Here is a 15,040-nt window from a genome sequence, read left to right on the forward strand (position 1 = left end):
TCGTTCCCGATCCGACGGCAATGGCCCGGACAGCGGTCCGGTACGGCGGGTGCGCGTATATGACGGCCGCACCGCGTCACCGTCCCTCTCGTTGCTAATCTCGTGGCCGACGGACCACGGGGGAGGTACGGATGGGGCCGCGGGTGGTGTTCGTCCATGGCATCGGTGGTCCTCGGGAGCCGGACCGTGAACGGGCCCTGTGGTCCGAGGCGCTCGCCACGGGCATGCGGGCCGCGGGCCACTCCTCGCTCGCCGAGCGGCTGTCGGCCGGCGGGCCGGACGCGCCCGTGTGTTCCTTCGCGTACTACGCCGATCTCTTCTCGCGTCCGCAGGCCCAGGGCGCCGGTGACGTACCGCTGGAGAAGGACGAGGCGGAGATCCTCGGCGGGCTGCTGGTCGAGATGGTGGCCGCGCTGACCGCGGAGCACGCCGGGGGCGACGGACCGCGGGACGGCCGCTGGGTGACCCGGGGCAGGGTCCTGGCACACGCCCGGGGCCAGGCCGCCCCGGCGGGGCAGGCGCAGGGAACCCTCTCCGTCGTGCGCCGGGCGCTCAATGTGGCGACCACTCTGATGGCGTTGAAACCGTGGGGCGGTGTCGCGCGCTGGGCGACCCCGAGGCTGATGGTCGGGGATCTGGCGCAGGTGGCCCGCTATCTGGCGCGCGGGGAGCGCGACAAGGACGGTCTGAGCCTCGACCGGAGGGTCAGACAGCGGGTGCGCGATGCGCTCGGGGACGGTCCCGCGGTCGTGGTGGCGCACTCGCTGGGTACGGTCGTGGCGCTGGAGGCGCTCCACCACCACGGGGCGGGGACGCCTCTGCTGGTGACGCTGGGTTCCCCGCTCGCGATGCGTACGGTCGTATGGCCGAGGCTTGTCCCCCAGCCGCCGAGCGCGCCCGAACGCGTCGCGCGATGGCTGAATTTCTGGGACCGGGACGACATCATCGCCGTACGTCCTCGTCTCGAAGACGATATGCGGGCGAACGCGGCGGGGGTTCTCCCGGAGAGCGCGCGGATCGACTCGGACGGGGTGTGGGTCCATTCGGCGGGCAAGTATCTGGCGCAGCCGGCCGTCGCGGGCCCTGTCGCGGAGGCGCTGTCCCGTACCGGTCCGGGTGCCGTCCGATGATCAGGGCCGACCGCTGATCCGGACGGCCGCCGGCCCCGCGCACAGGGCTCCAGGCTCGGAGCTCCGGACTCCGGCTCCGGGGCTCCAATCCGCGGCTCCGGTCTCCCGGCGCAGGAGGGCTCAGACCACGCCGAGCCCGCGGGCCCGCGTGACCGCCTCGGCGAGGCCGTGGGCCATCGGCTCGCCATGACCCGGCAGGAGCGTCAGATCAGCGTCGTGCTCGGTGAGTTCGGCCAGCCGGTCGAGCGAGGCGAGCGCCGCGGCGCTGTCATGAGTGAAGGCCCGGCAGATCAGCCGGGGACCGCGCGCCCCGGTGAGACCGTCGTGGGTGATGAGCGCGTCCCCCGTGAAGACCGCGCCGTGACGGGGGAAGAAGTACGCGGTGCTCCCCGGCGTGTGGCCCGGCAGCGGCACCGCTTCCGGCGCACCGGGGACCCGGTCGAGCACGAGACGTCCGTCGAAGGTGTCCGGCTCCCGCACCGGCTCGGGGCTGAAACCGCCCTGGGAGGCGAGCCGCAGGGGCAGCACGACGGCCGCGGGACGGCGCAGCAGATACGGCACGATGGAGCGCTCCGGCTTGACGGCCGCCCGTGCCGGACGGGCGGCGGCGAGGGTGGGCGCGTCGGTGCGATGGGTCCATACCGCGGCTCCCGCCTCGCGGTGGAGCCTGGCCGCGAGGCCGATGTGATCGATATGGGCGTGGGTGAGCAGCACCGCCTTGATGTCGGTGACGGACGCGCCGAGTCCGGCGAGCGCGTCGGAGAGCATCCGCCGGTGCCCCGGCAGTCCGGCGTCCACGAGGACCAGTCCGTCCGGCTCCTCGACCACATAGAAATTGACCACGCTGTCACCCAGGCGATGGACGCCGGGCGGGCACTGCGAGATCTGCTCCATGGCTGCTCCCAGCTGTTCCGCCCGGCCGTGGCGGCCGGGCAACTTTCAGTAGAATAGACTATATCGAAATCAGGGGAGGCGGGACTCATGACCGGAGCGGACCGGCCGCGGCGCGGCTACGACAGCAGCGGACGGCAGGCGGCGGCGGCACGCAACCGCGCCGCGATCCTGGACGCCTGCCGGGAGTCGCTGCTGCGGGACGGCTACCGGGCCACCTCGGTGCAGTCCGTGGCCCGGCTCGCGGGCGTCTCCGTACCGACGGTGTACAAGGTGTTCGGCGGCAAGCCGGAGCTGGTGAAAGCCGTCTACGACACCGCCCTCGCGCAGGACGACGAACCGGTGCCCATGCACGCCCGGCCGGAGCTGCGCGCCGTACTCGCGGAGACCGATCCGGTCCGGAAGCTCGCCGGTTACGCACGCTTCGTGGCGGGCGTCCATGAGCGTCTGGCCCCTCTGACGGCCGTCCTGTCCGCGGCCGATCCGGAACTGGCCGAGCTGGCCGCCACCACCGACCGGGAACGGCGGGCGGGCACCGGGGCGTTCGTCGACCACCTCAGGGCGGCCGGGATGCTGCGTCCCGGTCTGGATCCGGTCCGGGCGGCGGACGCGTGCTGGCTGCTGACCTCTCCTCAGGTCCATGAACGCCTGACCCACGGGTGCGGCTGGGCCACGTCCGAGTACCGGCAGTGGCTCGCCCAGATGCTCACGGCGGCGCTGCTGCCGTGACGCGCCGCGCGGGAAGCGACCCCGGCGGGCACGGCGGGCACGGCAGGCAGCGCCCGTCGGCCGGCCTCCCCGCTCACACCGCACCGCCGTCGCACGGGCCGCCCGGTCAGTCCTGGCGCAGGTCCCTGACCCGGCGGATCTTGCCCACCGAGCGCTCCAGGGTGTCCGGGTCGACGACGACCGCGTCGACACTCACCCCGACGCCGTCCTTGACGCCCTGGGCGATCTCCCGGGCCGCCTCCGCACGCCGTTCACGCCCGGTCTCCGGACGCGCTTCCACCCGCACGGTCATATGGTCCATCCGGCCCCTGCGGGTCAGTTCGAGCTGGAAGTGCGGGGCCACGCCCGGGACACGCAGCACGATCTCCTCGATCTGGGTCGGGAAGAGATTCACCCCGCGCAGGATGAGCATGTCGTCGCTGCGGCCGGTGATCTTCTCGATACGCCGGAAGGCGGGGCGGGCGGTGCCCGGCAGCAGCCGGGTCAGATCCCGGGTGCGGTAGCGGATGACGGGGAGCGCCTCCTTGGTGAGCGAGGTGAGGACGAGTTCGCCGCCCTCGCCGTCGGCCATCGGCCCATCGCCGAGGGGATCCACGATCTCGGGCCAGAAGTGGTCCTCCCACACATGCAGCCCGTCCTTGGTGTCGACGCACTCCTGGGCCACACCGGGCCCGATCACCTCGGAGAGGCCGTAGATGTCGACGGCGTGGATGTCCATGCGCTCCTCGATCTCCCGGCGCATCTCCTCCGTCCATGGCTCGGCGCCGAAGATGCCCACCTTCAGGGAGCTGGTGCGCGGATCGACGCCCTGCCGTTCGAACTCGTCGAGGAGGGTCAGCATGTAGGACGGGGTGACCATGATGATCTCGGGCCGGAAGTCCTGGATGATCTGGACCTGGCGGGCGGTCATACCGCCCGAGGCCGGGACGACCGTACAGCCGGCCCGCTCGGCGCCGTAGTGGGCGCCGAGCCCTCCGGTGAACAGCCCGTATCCATAGGAGATATGCACCTTGTGGCCGGGCCGGCCGCCGGCGGCGCGGATCGAACGGGCGACGATGTCGGCCCACACGGAGAGATCGTTCTCGGTGTAGCCGACCACCGTGGGACGGCCCGTGGTGCCGCTGGAAGCATGGACGCGGCGGACCTGTTCCATGGGGACGGCGAACATACCGAAGGGGTAGGTGTCGCGGAAGTCGGCCTTCGTGGTGAAGGGGAAGCGGGCCAGATCCGACAGCGCCCGGCAGTCGTCGGGACCGACCCCGGCCTCGTCGAACTTCTTCCGGTACAGCTCCACATGGGCGTAGGCGTGGCGCAGGGTCGCCCGCAGACAGGTGAGCTGGTGCGCTCTCAGCTCCTCGCGCGTCATGCGCTCGCCTGCGTCGAGCAGTTCGTACGGGAGGCTCTCCCCTCGCCGGATCCCCGCGCCCGCCGGGCCCGTCGCGGCGTCCGTCGGACCCGTCGCGCCGCTCATCGTGTCTCCTCCGCCGGACCGGATGCCCCAGCAGTGACCTGCGTCACGGTTTCCACCACCTTGTAGACCGACCGAACATTCGGTTAGCGTCGGGGTTGTCACCGAATCAAGCGTCACCCTCGCCTGTCAAGAGGGCGGTACCGCCCCGGAGAACCCCGTGAGCAGCGACTCCGTCCGTCCTCCCGCCCGCCCGCTCACCCTTCCGCCCGCCAGCCCGCCAGCCCGCCAGCCCGCCAAGGAGCGCATCGATGTCCGACGAGGTCTATCTGATCGACGGTGCCCGCACCCCGCAGGGCCGCTACGGCGGCGCCCTGGCGACCGTACGGCCCGACGATCTGGCGGCTCTGGTCGTCGGTGAAGCCGTGGCGCGCTCCGGGATTCCCGGCGAGGCCGTGGACGAGGTGATCCTCGGCGCCGCCAACCAGGCGGGCGAGGACAACCGCGATGTGGCCAGGATGGCCGTCCTGCTGGCCGGACTGCCGCACACCGTGCCCGGCTACACCGTCAACCGCCTCTGCGCCTCGGGACTGACCGCCGTCGCCTCCGCCGCGCAGACGATCCGCTCGGGCGAGGCCGACCTGATCGTCGCGGGCGGGGTGGAGTCGATGACCCGCGCCCCGTGGGTGATGGCGAAGCCCGGCACACCGTGGGCCAAACCGGGCGAGGTGTACGACACCTCGCTGGGCTGGCGCTTCACCAACCCCCGTTTCACCGCCGCCGACCGGGCCGTGTCCGCCGGCTCCGGGCCCGGCGCGGCGAAGGTGACCCTGTCGATGGGCGAGACCGCGGAGGAGGTGGCGGCCCTGGACGGCATCACCCGCGCCGAGTCCGACGCCTTCGCGCTGCGCAGCCACCAAAGGGCCGTCGCCGCCCGGGAGGCGGGCCACTTCGACCGGGAGATCGTGCCGGTACCCGTCAAGGGCGGCGAGGTGACCGCCGACGAGGGTCCGCGCCCCGGCACTACACCGGAGAAGCTCGCCGCGCTGCGCACGATCTTCCGCGAGGACGGCATCGTCACCGCGGGTTCCTCCTCGCCGCTGTCCGACGGTGCGGCGGCCCTGGTCGTGGCGAGCGCGGCGGCCGTCGAGCGGTACGGGCTCACCCCCCGGGCCCGGATCGTCACCTCCGCGTCGGCGGGTGTCCAGGCCGGTCTGATGGGCCTCGGCCCGGTGCCCGCCACGGAGAAGGCCCTCGCCCGCGCGGGCTGGGGGACCGGCGATCTGGGCGCGGTCGAGCTGAACGAGGCCTTCGCCGCGCAGGCCCTCGCCGTCGTACGCCGTCTGAAGCTCGACGAGGAGCGGGTCAACGCGGACGGGGGTGCCATCGCCCTCGGCCATCCGCTCGGCTGCTCCGGCGCCCGTATCCTGCTCACTCTGCTCGGACGGCTGGAACGCGAGGACGCCCGCCGGGGTCTGGCCACCCTGTGCGTGGGGGTCGGCCAGGGCGTGGCGATGCTCGTGGAGCGGGTGTGACCGGCGATCACGGGAGAAGACGGCCGTTTCCGGACCGGTCCGGAAACGGGCCGGGTCCGGCGGACCGGCCGCCCCCGCCCGGTCGGGCTCGTGTCCTCCCGCCTGCCGGTACGTACCCCCTTGGCGGGGCTCACACGTGCGCAGTAGACTCATCACACTACATACCGAACGAACGGTCGGTTGGGAAGCTGGTATCGATGACCACGACAGACTCCGCCTCGTCCGTCGCCGCCTCGTCCGTCACCACCGCCACCGGCTCGCACGGAGCGCGCCTCCAGGCGCACTTCGACGCGACCATCGAGCGGGATCAGCGGATCGAACCGCGCGACTGGATGCCCGACGCCTATCGCAAGACGCTGATCAGGCAGATCGCACAGCACGCGCACTCCGAGATCATCGGTATGCAGCCGGAGGGCGAGTGGATCACCCGGGCTCCGTCGCTGCGCCGTAAGGCCATCCTGTTCGCCAAGGTCCAGGACGAGGCGGGGCACGGCCTCTATCTCTACTCCGCGGCCGAGACCCTGGGGGCCGACCGCGCCGATCTGACCGAGCGGCTGATCGAAGGGCGCCAGAAGTACTCCTCGATCTTCAACTATCCGACGCCCGGCTTCGCGGATGTCGGGGTGATCGGCTGGTTCGTGGACGGCGCGGCGATCTGCAACCAGGTCCCGCTGTGCCGCAGTTCGTACGGGCCCTACGCGCGCGCCATGGTGCGGATCTGCAAGGAGGAGTCCTTCCACCAGCGGCAGGGCTACGAACTGCTGATGACGATGATGCGCGGTACGGACGCCCAGCGCGCGATGGTGCAGGACGCGGTCGACCGCTGGTGGTGGCCGTCGCTGATGATGTTCGGGCCGCCCGACGGCGACTCCCCCAACTCCGCGGCCTCGATAGCCTGGAAGATCAAGCGCCACAGCAATGACGAGCTGCGCCGGCGGTTCGTCGATATGACCGTGCCGCAGGCGGAGAAGCTCGGTGTCACGCTGCCCGACCCCGAGCTGCGCTGGAACGAGGAGCGCGGGCGCCATGACTTCGGCACCCCCGACTGGTCCGAGCTCCAGCGGGTGATCCGCGGGGACGGACCGTGCAACAGCGAACGTGTCGCGCGGCGGCGGACAGCACACGAGGAGGGCGCCTGGGTCCGTGCGGCGGCGACCGCCCACGCGGCCCGCCGGGCCGCCCGGAGCGAGGAAGGGGCGGCGGCATGAGCGGCCACGAGGAGAGCACGGCACTGAGCCAGGCGGAGAGCGCACCGGAGACCACGGGGGAATGGCCGCTGTACGAGGTGTTCGTACGGGGCAAGCGCGGTCTGAACCATGTGCATGTCGGCTCGCTGCACGCCGCCGACGACACCATGGCGCTCACCCACGCCCGTGATCTGTACACCCGGCGCAACGAGGGCGTCAGTATCTGGGTCGTACGCTCGCAGCACATCGCGGCCTCCACGCGCGACGAGAAGGACCCCTTCTTCGCACCGAGCGCGGACAAGGTCTACCGCCATCCCACCTTCTACGACATCCCCGATGACGTCCCCCACATCTAGGAGCCGGGCATGAGCGCATCCAGGAGCCGGACATGAGTGACGATCATGTCTATATGTCCCTGGCCGAGGGGCATGACGACGGCGACGCCCGATGGGCGTTCGGCACCGGTTTCGAGGACCCGCTGCACGGTGTGGACACGGCCGTGCCTGAGGGGGTCGATACCCGGGAACTGACCGGTCGGTGTCTGGCGCTGGCCGATGACGCCCTGGTGGGCGCGCAGCGCCTCGCCGAGTGGTGCACCCTCGCGCCGGAGCTGGAGGAGGAGGTGGCGCTGGCCAATATCGGGCTCGATCTGCTCGGCCAGGCCCGGCTGCTCTACGCACGGGCGGGGCAGGTGGACGGCACCGGGCGCGACGAGGACGCGTACGCCTACTTCCGGGACGCGGACGACTTCCGCAATGTGCGCCTGGCCGAACTGCCCAACGGCGACTTCGCCTTCTCGACCGTGCGGCTGCTCGTGCTGTCCTGCTGGCGGCTGGCGGTGTTCGGACGGCTGGCGACGGCGGCGAAGGATCCGGTGCTGGCGGCCGTCGCGGCCAAGGGTGTCAACGAACTCGCCTACCACCGCCAGTTCGCCGCCGACTGGACGCTGCGGCTGGGTGACGGCACGGAGGAGTCGCACCGCCGCATGGTCGCGGCGCTGCGTGAGATCGCCCCGTACATCGGTGAACTCCTTGACGCAGAGCCCGGGTTCGGCATCGACGCGGTGTCCGTACGGGACGAGGTGACGGAGGTGCTCGGCCAGGTTCTCGACGCCGCCGGGCTCACGCTTCCCGACGCCGCTCCCCTGGCGGGCGGCGGCCGGGACGGCGACCACACCGTGCATCTGGCGCCGCTGCTGGCGGAGTTGCAGAGCGTGGCGCGTGCCCATCCGGGGGCGACATGGTGACCACGAGCTCCTCCCTCGCGTCCCTCACCGCGCAGCGGGCCCGGCGGGTCGCCGAGCAGGTGCCCGATCCCGAGCTGCCCATGCTGACCCTCGCCGATCTGGGGGTGCTGCGGAGCGTCGAGGTCATGGCCGACGGCACGGTCGTCGCGAGCCTGACCCCGACGTACTCGGGCTGCCCGGCGATGGCCGAGATGCGCGCCGGTGTGGCGTCCCGGCTGCGGGCGGCGGGATTCGCGCGGGTGGAGATCAGGACGGAACTCGATCCGCCGTGGACCACGGAGTGGATCACCCCCGCGGGCCGCCGCAAGCTCGGGGAACACGGCATCGCGCCGCCCGGCCCGGTGCGCCGGCGGGCCGCCGGCCCCGTCCCGCTGGAACTGTCGGTCACCCGGCGGGCGGTGGAGTGCCCGCGCTGCGGTTCGGCCGACACCGAGGAGACATCGCGCTTCGCCTCCACCTCCTGCAAGGCGCTGTGGCGCTGCCGTGCCTGTCTGGAACCGTTCGAGTACGTCAAGGAGATCTGATGGCCCCGACCACCGCCGCCGCCGGCGCGACCGGCGCGGGAAGCGCGACCGGGGCCGGTGCGGAGAACGCGGCCGGCACCACGGCCGGGATGGGCGCCGCGACCGCGCGCACCCGCCGCCGGCCTGCCTTCCACCTGCTGCGGGTGGCCGCCGTCGAGCGGCTGTGCGAGGACGCCGCGGCGATCGCCTTCGACATCCCCGAGGAGCTGACCGGGGAGTTCGCCCACCGGGCCGGCCAGTCGCTCACCCTGCGCCGGGAGATCGACGGACGGGACGAGCGCCGCTCGTACTCCATCTGTTCTCCCGAGGGCACACCGCCGCGGATCGGTGTACGTATGGTCCCCGGCGGGCTCTTCTCCTCCTGGCTGGTGCACGGCGTACGTCCCGGTGACACCGTCGAGGTGATGGGGCCCACCGGCTCCTTCACCCCCGACCTCGGCACGCCCGGCCACCATGTCCTGGTCGCGGCGGGCTCCGGCATCACCCCGATGCTGTCGATCGCCGAGTCGGTCCTCGCGGCCGACAGCCGCTCGCGTGTCACGCTCTTCTACGGGAACCGCCGTACGGACACGGTGATGTTCGCCGACGAGCTGGCGGATCTCAAGGACCTCCACCCCGCACGGTTCCAGCTCGGGCATGTGCTCTCCCGCGAACCGCGCGAGGCCGATCTGCTGTCGGGCCGTCTCGACGCCGAGCGGCTGACCGCGCTCATCGGCGGACTGGTGGACGTCGGGGCCACGGACCACTGGTGGCTGTGCGGTCCGCATCTCATGGTCCAGGAGGCGCAGCGGCTCCTCGCGGAGCTGGGCGTACCGTCCGACCGTGTGCACCGGGAGCTGTTCTACGCCGACGACCAGCCCGTACGGTCGGTCCGGCACGAGGACGCGGTGGCGGACGGTCCCGTCAGCCAGGTCACGATCACTCTCGACGGCCGCTCCACCACGTCCGCGCTGCCGCGCGGCATCCCCCTCCTCGACGGCGCCCAACGCACCCGCCCCGACCTGCCGTTCGCCTGCAAGGGAGGCGTCTGCGGCACCTGCCGCGCCCGTATCACGGAGGGCGAGGGCGACATGCGCCGCAACTTCGCGCTGGAGCGGTCGGAGGTGGCCGAGGGATATGTCCTGACGTGCCAGACCTTCCCCGTCTCGGAAACGCTGGCGGTGGACTTCGACAGCTGAGACCCGCTCCTCGATCCGCAGCGGATCGGCCCCCTATCGCGACTGCCGACTGGATGAATTGCAAAATTCTGCAATTCACTACATGCTGTGGTCGTCGGGGTGATCAGATGGTGAGGAGAGGTCCGAGACCGTGCCGGTTCCGCTGTACCAGGTGAAGGCCGAGTTCTTCCGGATGCTGGGGCACCCGGTCCGTATCCGGGTGCTGGAGCTGTTGCAGGACGGGCCGATGCCCGTACGGGATCTGCTCACGGCGACAGGGATCGAACCGTCGAGTCTCTCCCAGCAACTGGCGGTGCTGCGCCGCTCCGGCATCGTGCGCGCCACCCGCGAGGGCCCGACCGTGGTGTACGAACTGGCCGGCGGGGACGTGGCGGAGCTGATGAGGGCCGCCCGGCGGATCCTGACCGACATGCTCGCCGGGCAGAACGAACTGCTGGAGGAGTTGCGGGAACGGGAGGAGCCTCGGGAAACCGAGGTCTCCGCGCGGTGAGAGTGCGTACGCCGCCGGTCCCGTCCCGGGGCCGGATCCGTTCCCTGCTGCCCGTCCGGGCCGACTTCGCCGTCATGGGCCGTCACCCACGCCGGGATCTGCTGGCCGGCCTCACCGTCGCCGTCGTCGCGCTGCCGCTCGCCCTGGGTTTCGGGGTGTCCTCCGGGCTCGGCGCGGCGGCCGGTCTGGCGACCGCCGTGGTGGCGGGCGCCCTCGCGGCGCTGTTCGGCGGCTCGAACCTCCAGGTCTCCGGACCGACGGGAGCCATGACGGTCGTACTGGTGCCGATCGTCGCCCAGTACGGCCCCGGTGGTGTGCTCACCGTCGGGCTGATGGCCGGTGTCCTGCTGATCGCACTCGCCCTGCTGCGTGCCGGACGGTATATGCGGTACGTCCCCGCCCCGGTGGTGGAGGGCTTCACCCTCGGCATCGCCTGTGTGATCGGTCTCCAGCAGATCCCGAACGCGCTGGGAGTGGCCGCGCCCGGGGGCGACAGCGTCCTGGTGATGGCCTGGCGGGCGGTCGGGGAATTCGTACGCGCCCCCCACTGGACCGCGCTGGCCCTCACCCTCGCCGTGGCGACCGCGATGCTGCTCGGCGCACGGTGGCGGCCCGCCGTCCCGTTCTCCATCGTCGCGGTGATCGCCGCGACCCTCGTCGTACAGTTCTGCCACCTGGACGCCGCCTCGATCGGCCCCCTGCCGTCCGGCCTGCCGGCTCCGTCCCTCGGCTTCCTCGATCTCTCCGCGCTCGGTTCGCTGCTCGCCCCGGCGGTGGCGGTCGCGGCGCTGGCGGCCCTGGAGTCCCTTCTGTCCGCCACGGTCGCGGACGGTATGACGGTCGGTCAGCAGCACGATCCGGACAGAGAGCTGTTCGGGCAGGGTCTGGCGAACCTGGCCGCTCCGCTCTTCGGCGGGGTCCCGGCGACGGCCGCGATCGCCCGTACCGCCGTCAATGTCCGTACCGGCGCGTCCTCCCGGCTGGCCGCCCTCACCCATGCCGCCGTCCTCGCCGTGATCGTCTTCGCCGCCGCTCCGCTGGTCGCGCGGATCCCTCTCGCCGCGCTGGCCGGGGTGCTGCTGGCGACCGCGATCCGTATGGTCGAGGTCGGCGCGGTCCGGGCGATGGTCCGCGCGACCCGCTCGGACGCGACCGTACTCGTCCTGACCGCGGTGGCGACCCTCGTGCTCGACCTCGTCCTCGCCGTGATCATCGGTCTGGCGGTGGCCGGCGCCCTGGCACTGCGGGCCGTGGCCCAGCAGGCCCGGATGGATCAGGTGGACTTCCGTCCCGATCTGCCGGGCGGACACACCGACGAGGAGCACGCGCTGCTCGCCGAGCACATCGTCGCCTACCGGATCGACGGGCCGCTGTTCTTCGCCGGCGCGCACCGCTTTCTGCTGGAACTGAGCGAGGTCGCCGACGTGCGGGTGGTCATCCTGCGGATGTCGCGCGTATCGACGGTGGACGCCACCGGCGCGCTGGTCCTCAAGGACGCGGTGGAGAAGCTGACCCGGCGCGGCATCGCCGTCATGACCTCGGGGATACGGCCGGGTCAGCGTCAGGCCCTCGGCTCCGTCGGGGTCCTGGACCTGCTCCGGCACGAAGGGCGGGAGTACGCCACCACGCCCGAGGCCATCGCCGGGGCCCGCGCCTATCTGCGCGGTGCCGGACTCCTGCCCGCCGTTCCCGGCCCGCCCGCCCCCCGCACCGAGGAGGCTTCGCGATGACCGTTCCCGTGTCCCGCCGCATGGTCGAGGTCTCCGGCACCGAGGCCCTGTGGCTGCTCGAAGGCGCCGTCCACGGACGGCTGGTGTATGTCCAGCGGGAGAACGCCATGGTCCGCCCCGCGGTGCATGTCCTGGAGTACGGGCGTCTGATCGTCCGTACCCCCGCCCAGCCGGCGGCGCTGTCGGGACGGACCCCGCTGACGTATCACGCGGACGAGATCCGCGCGACGAGCGGCACCGGCTGGACCGTCACCGCCGGCGGACCCGCCACGGTCATCACCGACCTGGACGAGGCCGCCCACTACCGCCGTACGCTGCCCGGCTGGGCCCATGGCCCGCACGACACCCTCGTGCGCATCCAGCCGCAGACCGTCACCGGCTTCCGCCTCGTCCCCGCGGGGGCCCGGTGATCACGCGGATCGACACCCTTCCCCGCCGGCATGTACTGACCCTGCCCGCCATGGGGACGGCGGTACGGATGGCACGTGAGACCACCGAACAGGTACTGGCCGAATGGGGCATCAGCCACCGCCATCCGAGCGTGGATCCGGCGCTGCTGATCGTGAGCGAGCTGGTCGCCAACAGCGTGCGGCACGCCGCCGTCCTGTCCCCCGCCGTCACCGTCGTCTTCGCGGCCGGGCCGGACACGTTCGCGTTCGCCGTCCACGACCGTCACCCCTTCCAGCCCGCGCTGTACGCCCCGGCCACCGGTGCGGCGGGCCGTGGGCTGGCCATCGTGGTCGAGCTCACCCTCGGCCTCGGCGGGACGGCGGTCGTACGCGGCGACGCCGACGGCCGGGGCAAGAGCATCTGGATCACCCTCCCCCTGTAACCCCCTCGCCGGCTCGGCGCGGGCCCTCTCCGTCGCCGGAATCGCAGGTCTCGGCAGGTACCGAGGTCATCGCTTGGCAGGTACCGAGGTCATCGCTTCGGCGCGGAGGCGCGAGGATGGCCCCATGACGATGAGTTCTGGATGCGTGCGACGCTCCGAGCGCGCACAGGGGCGGCGATCGCGCCGCGCGGCGGTCTTCTGCGGCGGGGGGCGGCTGCGGTGAGCGCGCCGCTCTACCAGCTCAAGGCGGAGTTCTTCAAAACGCTGGGGCACCCCGTCCGGATCCGAGTGCTGGAGCTGTTGAGCGAACGGGAGCACGCGGTCTCCGAGATGCTGACCGAGGTGGGTGTCGAACCGTCCCATCTGTCACAGCAACTGGCCGTCCTGCGCCGTGCCAACCTCGTCACCACCCGCCGGGAGGGCTCGGCCGTCTACTACACACTGGCCAATCCGAATGTCGCGGAGCTGCTCAAGGTGGCGCGGACGATCCTGTCCGGGGTGCTGACGGGCCAGGCCGAGCTGCTGGCCGATCTGCGGGCCACGGAGCCGGACCGCACGGTCCGGCGGCGCGGAACGCCATAGCCGCGTTCCCCTCGCACATCAGGGGGCGCAGGCCGGCCGTGCGGGGGGCACCGGCCGCGATCACCCGGACTCCCCGCGAGGCCGGGGCCGGGACCGTTCGGCCCGGACGCGGTTGGCGCGCCGGCGGCCCCTGACGTTAGCCTTGACCGTGAGCGCTTCGAGGAGCGCCGAGCGGCGGTGGGGCCCGCCGTACCCGAACCGCGGTGACAGACCGCCAACGGTCCCTACTTGCGAGGCAGCGCGCCCGGATCCGGGTGCCGAGCGAGTAGGAGGAACATGGTGGTGCGAGTTCCCCGGAGCCGTGCGATGGAAGAGCCCGCTGACCGGTCCGCCCGTCCCGATGTCGATCTCTCCGTCCCCGGGCGGCGTCCGGCGCGTGCGCGGGTGCCCTGGCCGGTGGTGGGCGTCGTGGCGCTCGGCGCGATGTGCGGCGCGGCGGCCCGGTACGGTGCTTCGCTGATCTGGCCGACCGCCGTCGGCGCGTTCCCCTGGACGACGTTCGGAGTCAATGTCAGCGGCTGCGCGCTGATCGGTGTGCTCATGGTGGTGATCACCGAGGCGTGGACGGCGCACCGGCTGGTCCGTCCGTTCCTCGGTACCGGTGTGCTGGGCGGGTTCACCACGTTCTCCACCTATGCGGTGGACATCGAGCGTCTGGTGGATGCCGGCCGGGTCCGTACGGGGATGGCCTATCTGGGACTGACACTGCTCGCGGCCCTCGCGGCGGTGTGGGCCGCGGTGTGGGTGACACGCCGCGTCGTGGCGTGGAGGCGGGCATGACGAAGCTGACGGGCACGGCCCTGCGGATGACGGTCCTCGTCGGGGAATCGGATCTGTGGCATCACCGGCCCCTCTACACGGAGATCGTGCACCGGGCGCACGCGGCGGGGCTGGCGGGAGCGAGCGTCTTCCACGGTGTCGAGGGGTACGGGGCGTCCTCACTGATCCATACGCACCGGCTGCTGTCGCTGAGTGAGGATCTGCCGGTGGCGGTGGTGATCGTGGACGCCGGGGAGAAGATCCGGGCGTTCCTGCCACAGCTCGACGAAGTGGTCGGGGAGGGGCTGGTGGTCCTCGACGAATGCGAGGTCGTCCGGTACACGGAACGCGAGGAGGACCGGTGAACTGGCTCCTGGTCGTGGCCGGGGCGGCGATCGGCGGACCGCTGCGGTATCTGACCGACCGGGCGGTGCAGGCCCGGCACGACACCCTCTTCCCGTGGGGGACGTTCACGGTCAATGTCGTGGGGTGTCTGGTCCTCGGGCTGCTGACGGGCGCTGTCACGGCGGGTGCGGCGTCCTCCCCGGCGCGGTTGTTCATCGGCACGGGGCTGTGCGGAGCACTGACGACGTATTCCACGTTCAGTTACGAGACGCTGCGGCTGGCCGAGGACGGCGCGAGGTTCTACGCGGCCGCCAATGCCGTCGCGAGCGTCGTCGCCGGGCTCGGTGCGGTCTTCGTGGGTATCGCCGTCGCCGGGGCGCTCCGGGCGTGATCCGGGGCAGGCTGCCGTGGCCGACCCGGGTGACGGGCCGGCCACGGCTCGGGCGGAGCGGGGGCGTGGCGGCAGGGGTGCCG

18 protein-coding genes are annotated in these 15,040 nt (G+C 72.1%); 16 read left to right on the forward strand and 2 right to left on the reverse strand.

From position 1 onward, the window contains the following. The first annotated feature begins 131 nt into the window (after positions 1–131). Positions 132–1,130: a hypothetical protein gene (locus OG214_RS00695; protein WP_405983376.1), complete on the forward strand. Its 999-nt coding sequence runs from the start codon at positions 132–134 to the stop codon at positions 1,128–1,130. A 120-nt stretch (positions 1,131–1,250) separates the two neighbouring features. Here OG214_RS00695 and OG214_RS00700 read toward each other — a convergent pair whose 3' ends face one another. Then, positions 1,251–2,024 (reverse strand): MBL fold metallo-hydrolase, encoded by a 774-nt coding sequence (locus OG214_RS00700; RefSeq protein ID WP_405983377.1) that lies wholly within the window; start codon positions 2,022–2,024, stop codon positions 1,251–1,253. An 87-nt stretch (positions 2,025–2,111) separates the two neighbouring features. On the opposite strand from OG214_RS00700, the gene OG214_RS00705 reads away from it, so the two are divergent. Beyond that, positions 2,112–2,750 (forward strand): TetR/AcrR family transcriptional regulator, encoded by a 639-nt coding sequence (locus OG214_RS00705; RefSeq protein ID WP_365904136.1) that lies wholly within the window; start codon positions 2,112–2,114, stop codon positions 2,748–2,750. Positions 2,751–2,856: 106 nt separating this feature from the next. Here the strand turns inward: OG214_RS00705 and paaK are convergent, their stop codons facing one another. Beyond that, positions 2,857–4,221: a phenylacetate--CoA ligase PaaK gene (paaK, locus tag OG214_RS00710; protein ID WP_405983378.1), complete on the reverse strand. Its 1,365-nt coding sequence runs from the start codon at positions 4,219–4,221 to the stop codon at positions 2,857–2,859. A 248-nt stretch (positions 4,222–4,469) separates the two neighbouring features. Here paaK and OG214_RS00715 point away from each other — a divergent pair, with 248 nt between their 5' ends. The 14 genes from OG214_RS00715 (at position 4,470) to crcB (OG214_RS00780) (ending at position 14,957) form a co-directional block, all read left to right on the forward strand. Continuing rightward, the gene (locus OG214_RS00715; RefSeq protein ID WP_405983379.1) at positions 4,470–5,693 is read left to right on the forward strand and encodes a thiolase family protein; all 1,224 of its coding nucleotides are present in this window, start codon (positions 4,470–4,472) and stop codon (positions 5,691–5,693) included. 197 nt (positions 5,694–5,890) lie between these two features. Next, entirely contained in the window at positions 5,891–6,901 is a 1,011-nt protein-coding gene (gene paaA, locus OG214_RS00720) for a 1,2-phenylacetyl-CoA epoxidase subunit PaaA (protein WP_405983380.1), read from the forward strand. Next, positions 6,898–7,236, forward strand: coding sequence for a 1,2-phenylacetyl-CoA epoxidase subunit PaaB (gene paaB, locus OG214_RS00725; RefSeq protein ID WP_363085793.1), 339 nt, complete (start codon positions 6,898–6,900; stop codon positions 7,234–7,236). Before paaA ends, paaB begins: the two co-directional genes overlap by 4 nt. Before the next feature lie 32 nt (positions 7,237–7,268). After that, entirely contained in the window at positions 7,269–8,126 is an 858-nt protein-coding gene (gene paaC / locus OG214_RS00730) for a 1,2-phenylacetyl-CoA epoxidase subunit PaaC (protein WP_405983381.1), read from the forward strand. Continuing rightward, complete coding sequence (paaD, locus tag OG214_RS00735; RefSeq protein WP_363086105.1) at positions 8,120–8,650, forward strand: 1,2-phenylacetyl-CoA epoxidase subunit PaaD; 531 nt, start codon at positions 8,120–8,122, stop codon at positions 8,648–8,650. The genes paaC and paaD overlap by 7 nt, the downstream gene beginning before the upstream one ends. A gap of 89 nt (positions 8,651–8,739) precedes the next feature. Next, the gene (gene paaE, locus OG214_RS00740; RefSeq protein WP_405987394.1) at positions 8,740–9,828 is read left to right on the forward strand and encodes a 1,2-phenylacetyl-CoA epoxidase subunit PaaE; all 1,089 of its coding nucleotides are present in this window, start codon (positions 8,740–8,742) and stop codon (positions 9,826–9,828) included. Positions 9,829–9,958: 130 nt separating this feature from the next. Continuing rightward, entirely contained in the window at positions 9,959–10,318 is a 360-nt protein-coding gene (locus OG214_RS00745) for a metalloregulator ArsR/SmtB family transcription factor (protein ID WP_363086104.1), read from the forward strand. Between the two features lie 74 nt (positions 10,319–10,392). Continuing rightward, entirely contained in the window at positions 10,393–12,048 is a 1,656-nt protein-coding gene (locus tag OG214_RS00750) for a SulP family inorganic anion transporter (protein ID WP_405987395.1), read from the forward strand. Further along, positions 12,045–12,458 carry a pyridoxamine 5'-phosphate oxidase family protein gene (locus OG214_RS00755; RefSeq protein WP_405983382.1) on the forward strand — a complete coding sequence of 138 codons (414 nt, stop codon included), beginning with the start codon at positions 12,045–12,047 and terminating at the stop codon, positions 12,456–12,458. The genes OG214_RS00750 and OG214_RS00755 overlap by 4 nt, the downstream gene beginning before the upstream one ends. Before the next feature lie 50 nt (positions 12,459–12,508). Continuing rightward, positions 12,509–12,880 carry an ATP-binding protein gene (locus OG214_RS00760; protein WP_382854139.1) on the forward strand — a complete coding sequence of 124 codons (372 nt, stop codon included), beginning with the start codon at positions 12,509–12,511 and terminating at the stop codon, positions 12,878–12,880. 219 nt (positions 12,881–13,099) lie between these two features. Then, positions 13,100–13,462, forward strand: a complete 363-nt coding sequence (locus OG214_RS00765; protein ID WP_363085924.1) for a metalloregulator ArsR/SmtB family transcription factor — start codon at positions 13,100–13,102, stop codon at positions 13,460–13,462. 306 nt (positions 13,463–13,768) lie between these two features. After that, a complete protein-coding gene (crcB, locus tag OG214_RS00770; protein WP_363085921.1) occupies positions 13,769–14,242 on the forward strand; it encodes a fluoride efflux transporter CrcB in 474 nt (157 codons plus the stop codon). Then, a complete protein-coding gene (locus OG214_RS00775; protein WP_363085922.1) occupies positions 14,239–14,586 on the forward strand; it encodes a DUF190 domain-containing protein in 348 nt (115 codons plus the stop codon). Before crcB (OG214_RS00770) ends, OG214_RS00775 begins: the two co-directional genes overlap by 4 nt. Beyond that, positions 14,583–14,957, forward strand: a complete 375-nt coding sequence (crcB, locus tag OG214_RS00780; protein ID WP_405983383.1) for a fluoride efflux transporter CrcB — start codon at positions 14,583–14,585, stop codon at positions 14,955–14,957. Before OG214_RS00775 ends, crcB (OG214_RS00780) begins: the two co-directional genes overlap by 4 nt. The last annotated feature ends 83 nt before the right edge of the window (positions 14,958–15,040 follow it).

This window comes from Streptomyces sp. NBC_00872, from assembly GCF_045161915.1.
Taxonomy (GTDB): domain Bacteria; phylum Actinomycetota; class Actinomycetes; order Streptomycetales; family Streptomycetaceae; genus Streptomyces.

Excerpts from the sequence above, each read along its gene's own strand:
- OG214_RS00695 (WP_405983376.1), top strand. The coding sequence starts at position 132 with ATGGGGCCGCGGGTGGTGTTCGTCCATGGCATCGGTGGTCCTCGGGAG.
- OG214_RS00700 (WP_405983377.1), bottom strand. The coding sequence starts at position 2,024 with ATGGAGCAGATCTCGCAGTGCCCGCCCGGCGTCCATCGCCTGGGTGAC.
- OG214_RS00705 (WP_365904136.1), top strand. The coding sequence starts at position 2,112 with ATGACCGGAGCGGACCGGCCGCGGCGCGGCTACGACAGCAGCGGACGG.
- paaK (WP_405983378.1), bottom strand. The coding sequence starts at position 4,221 with ATGAGCGGCGCGACGGGTCCGACGGACGCCGCGACGGGCCCGGCGGGC.
- OG214_RS00715 (WP_405983379.1), top strand. The coding sequence starts at position 4,470 with ATGTCCGACGAGGTCTATCTGATCGACGGTGCCCGCACCCCGCAGGGC.
- paaA (WP_405983380.1), top strand. The coding sequence starts at position 5,891 with ATGACCACGACAGACTCCGCCTCGTCCGTCGCCGCCTCGTCCGTCACC.
- paaB (WP_363085793.1), top strand. The coding sequence starts at position 6,898 with ATGAGCGGCCACGAGGAGAGCACGGCACTGAGCCAGGCGGAGAGCGCA.
- paaC (WP_405983381.1), top strand. The coding sequence starts at position 7,269 with ATGAGTGACGATCATGTCTATATGTCCCTGGCCGAGGGGCATGACGAC.
- paaD (WP_363086105.1), top strand. The coding sequence starts at position 8,120 with ATGGTGACCACGAGCTCCTCCCTCGCGTCCCTCACCGCGCAGCGGGCC.
- paaE (WP_405987394.1), top strand. The coding sequence starts at position 8,740 with ATGGGCGCCGCGACCGCGCGCACCCGCCGCCGGCCTGCCTTCCACCTG.
- OG214_RS00750 (WP_405987395.1), top strand. The coding sequence starts at position 10,393 with ATGGGCCGTCACCCACGCCGGGATCTGCTGGCCGGCCTCACCGTCGCC.
- OG214_RS00755 (WP_405983382.1), top strand. The coding sequence starts at position 12,045 with ATGACCGTTCCCGTGTCCCGCCGCATGGTCGAGGTCTCCGGCACCGAG.
- OG214_RS00760 (WP_382854139.1), top strand. The coding sequence starts at position 12,509 with ATGGGGACGGCGGTACGGATGGCACGTGAGACCACCGAACAGGTACTG.
- crcB (WP_363085921.1), top strand. The coding sequence starts at position 13,769 with ATGGAAGAGCCCGCTGACCGGTCCGCCCGTCCCGATGTCGATCTCTCC.
- OG214_RS00775 (WP_363085922.1), top strand. The coding sequence starts at position 14,239 with ATGACGAAGCTGACGGGCACGGCCCTGCGGATGACGGTCCTCGTCGGG.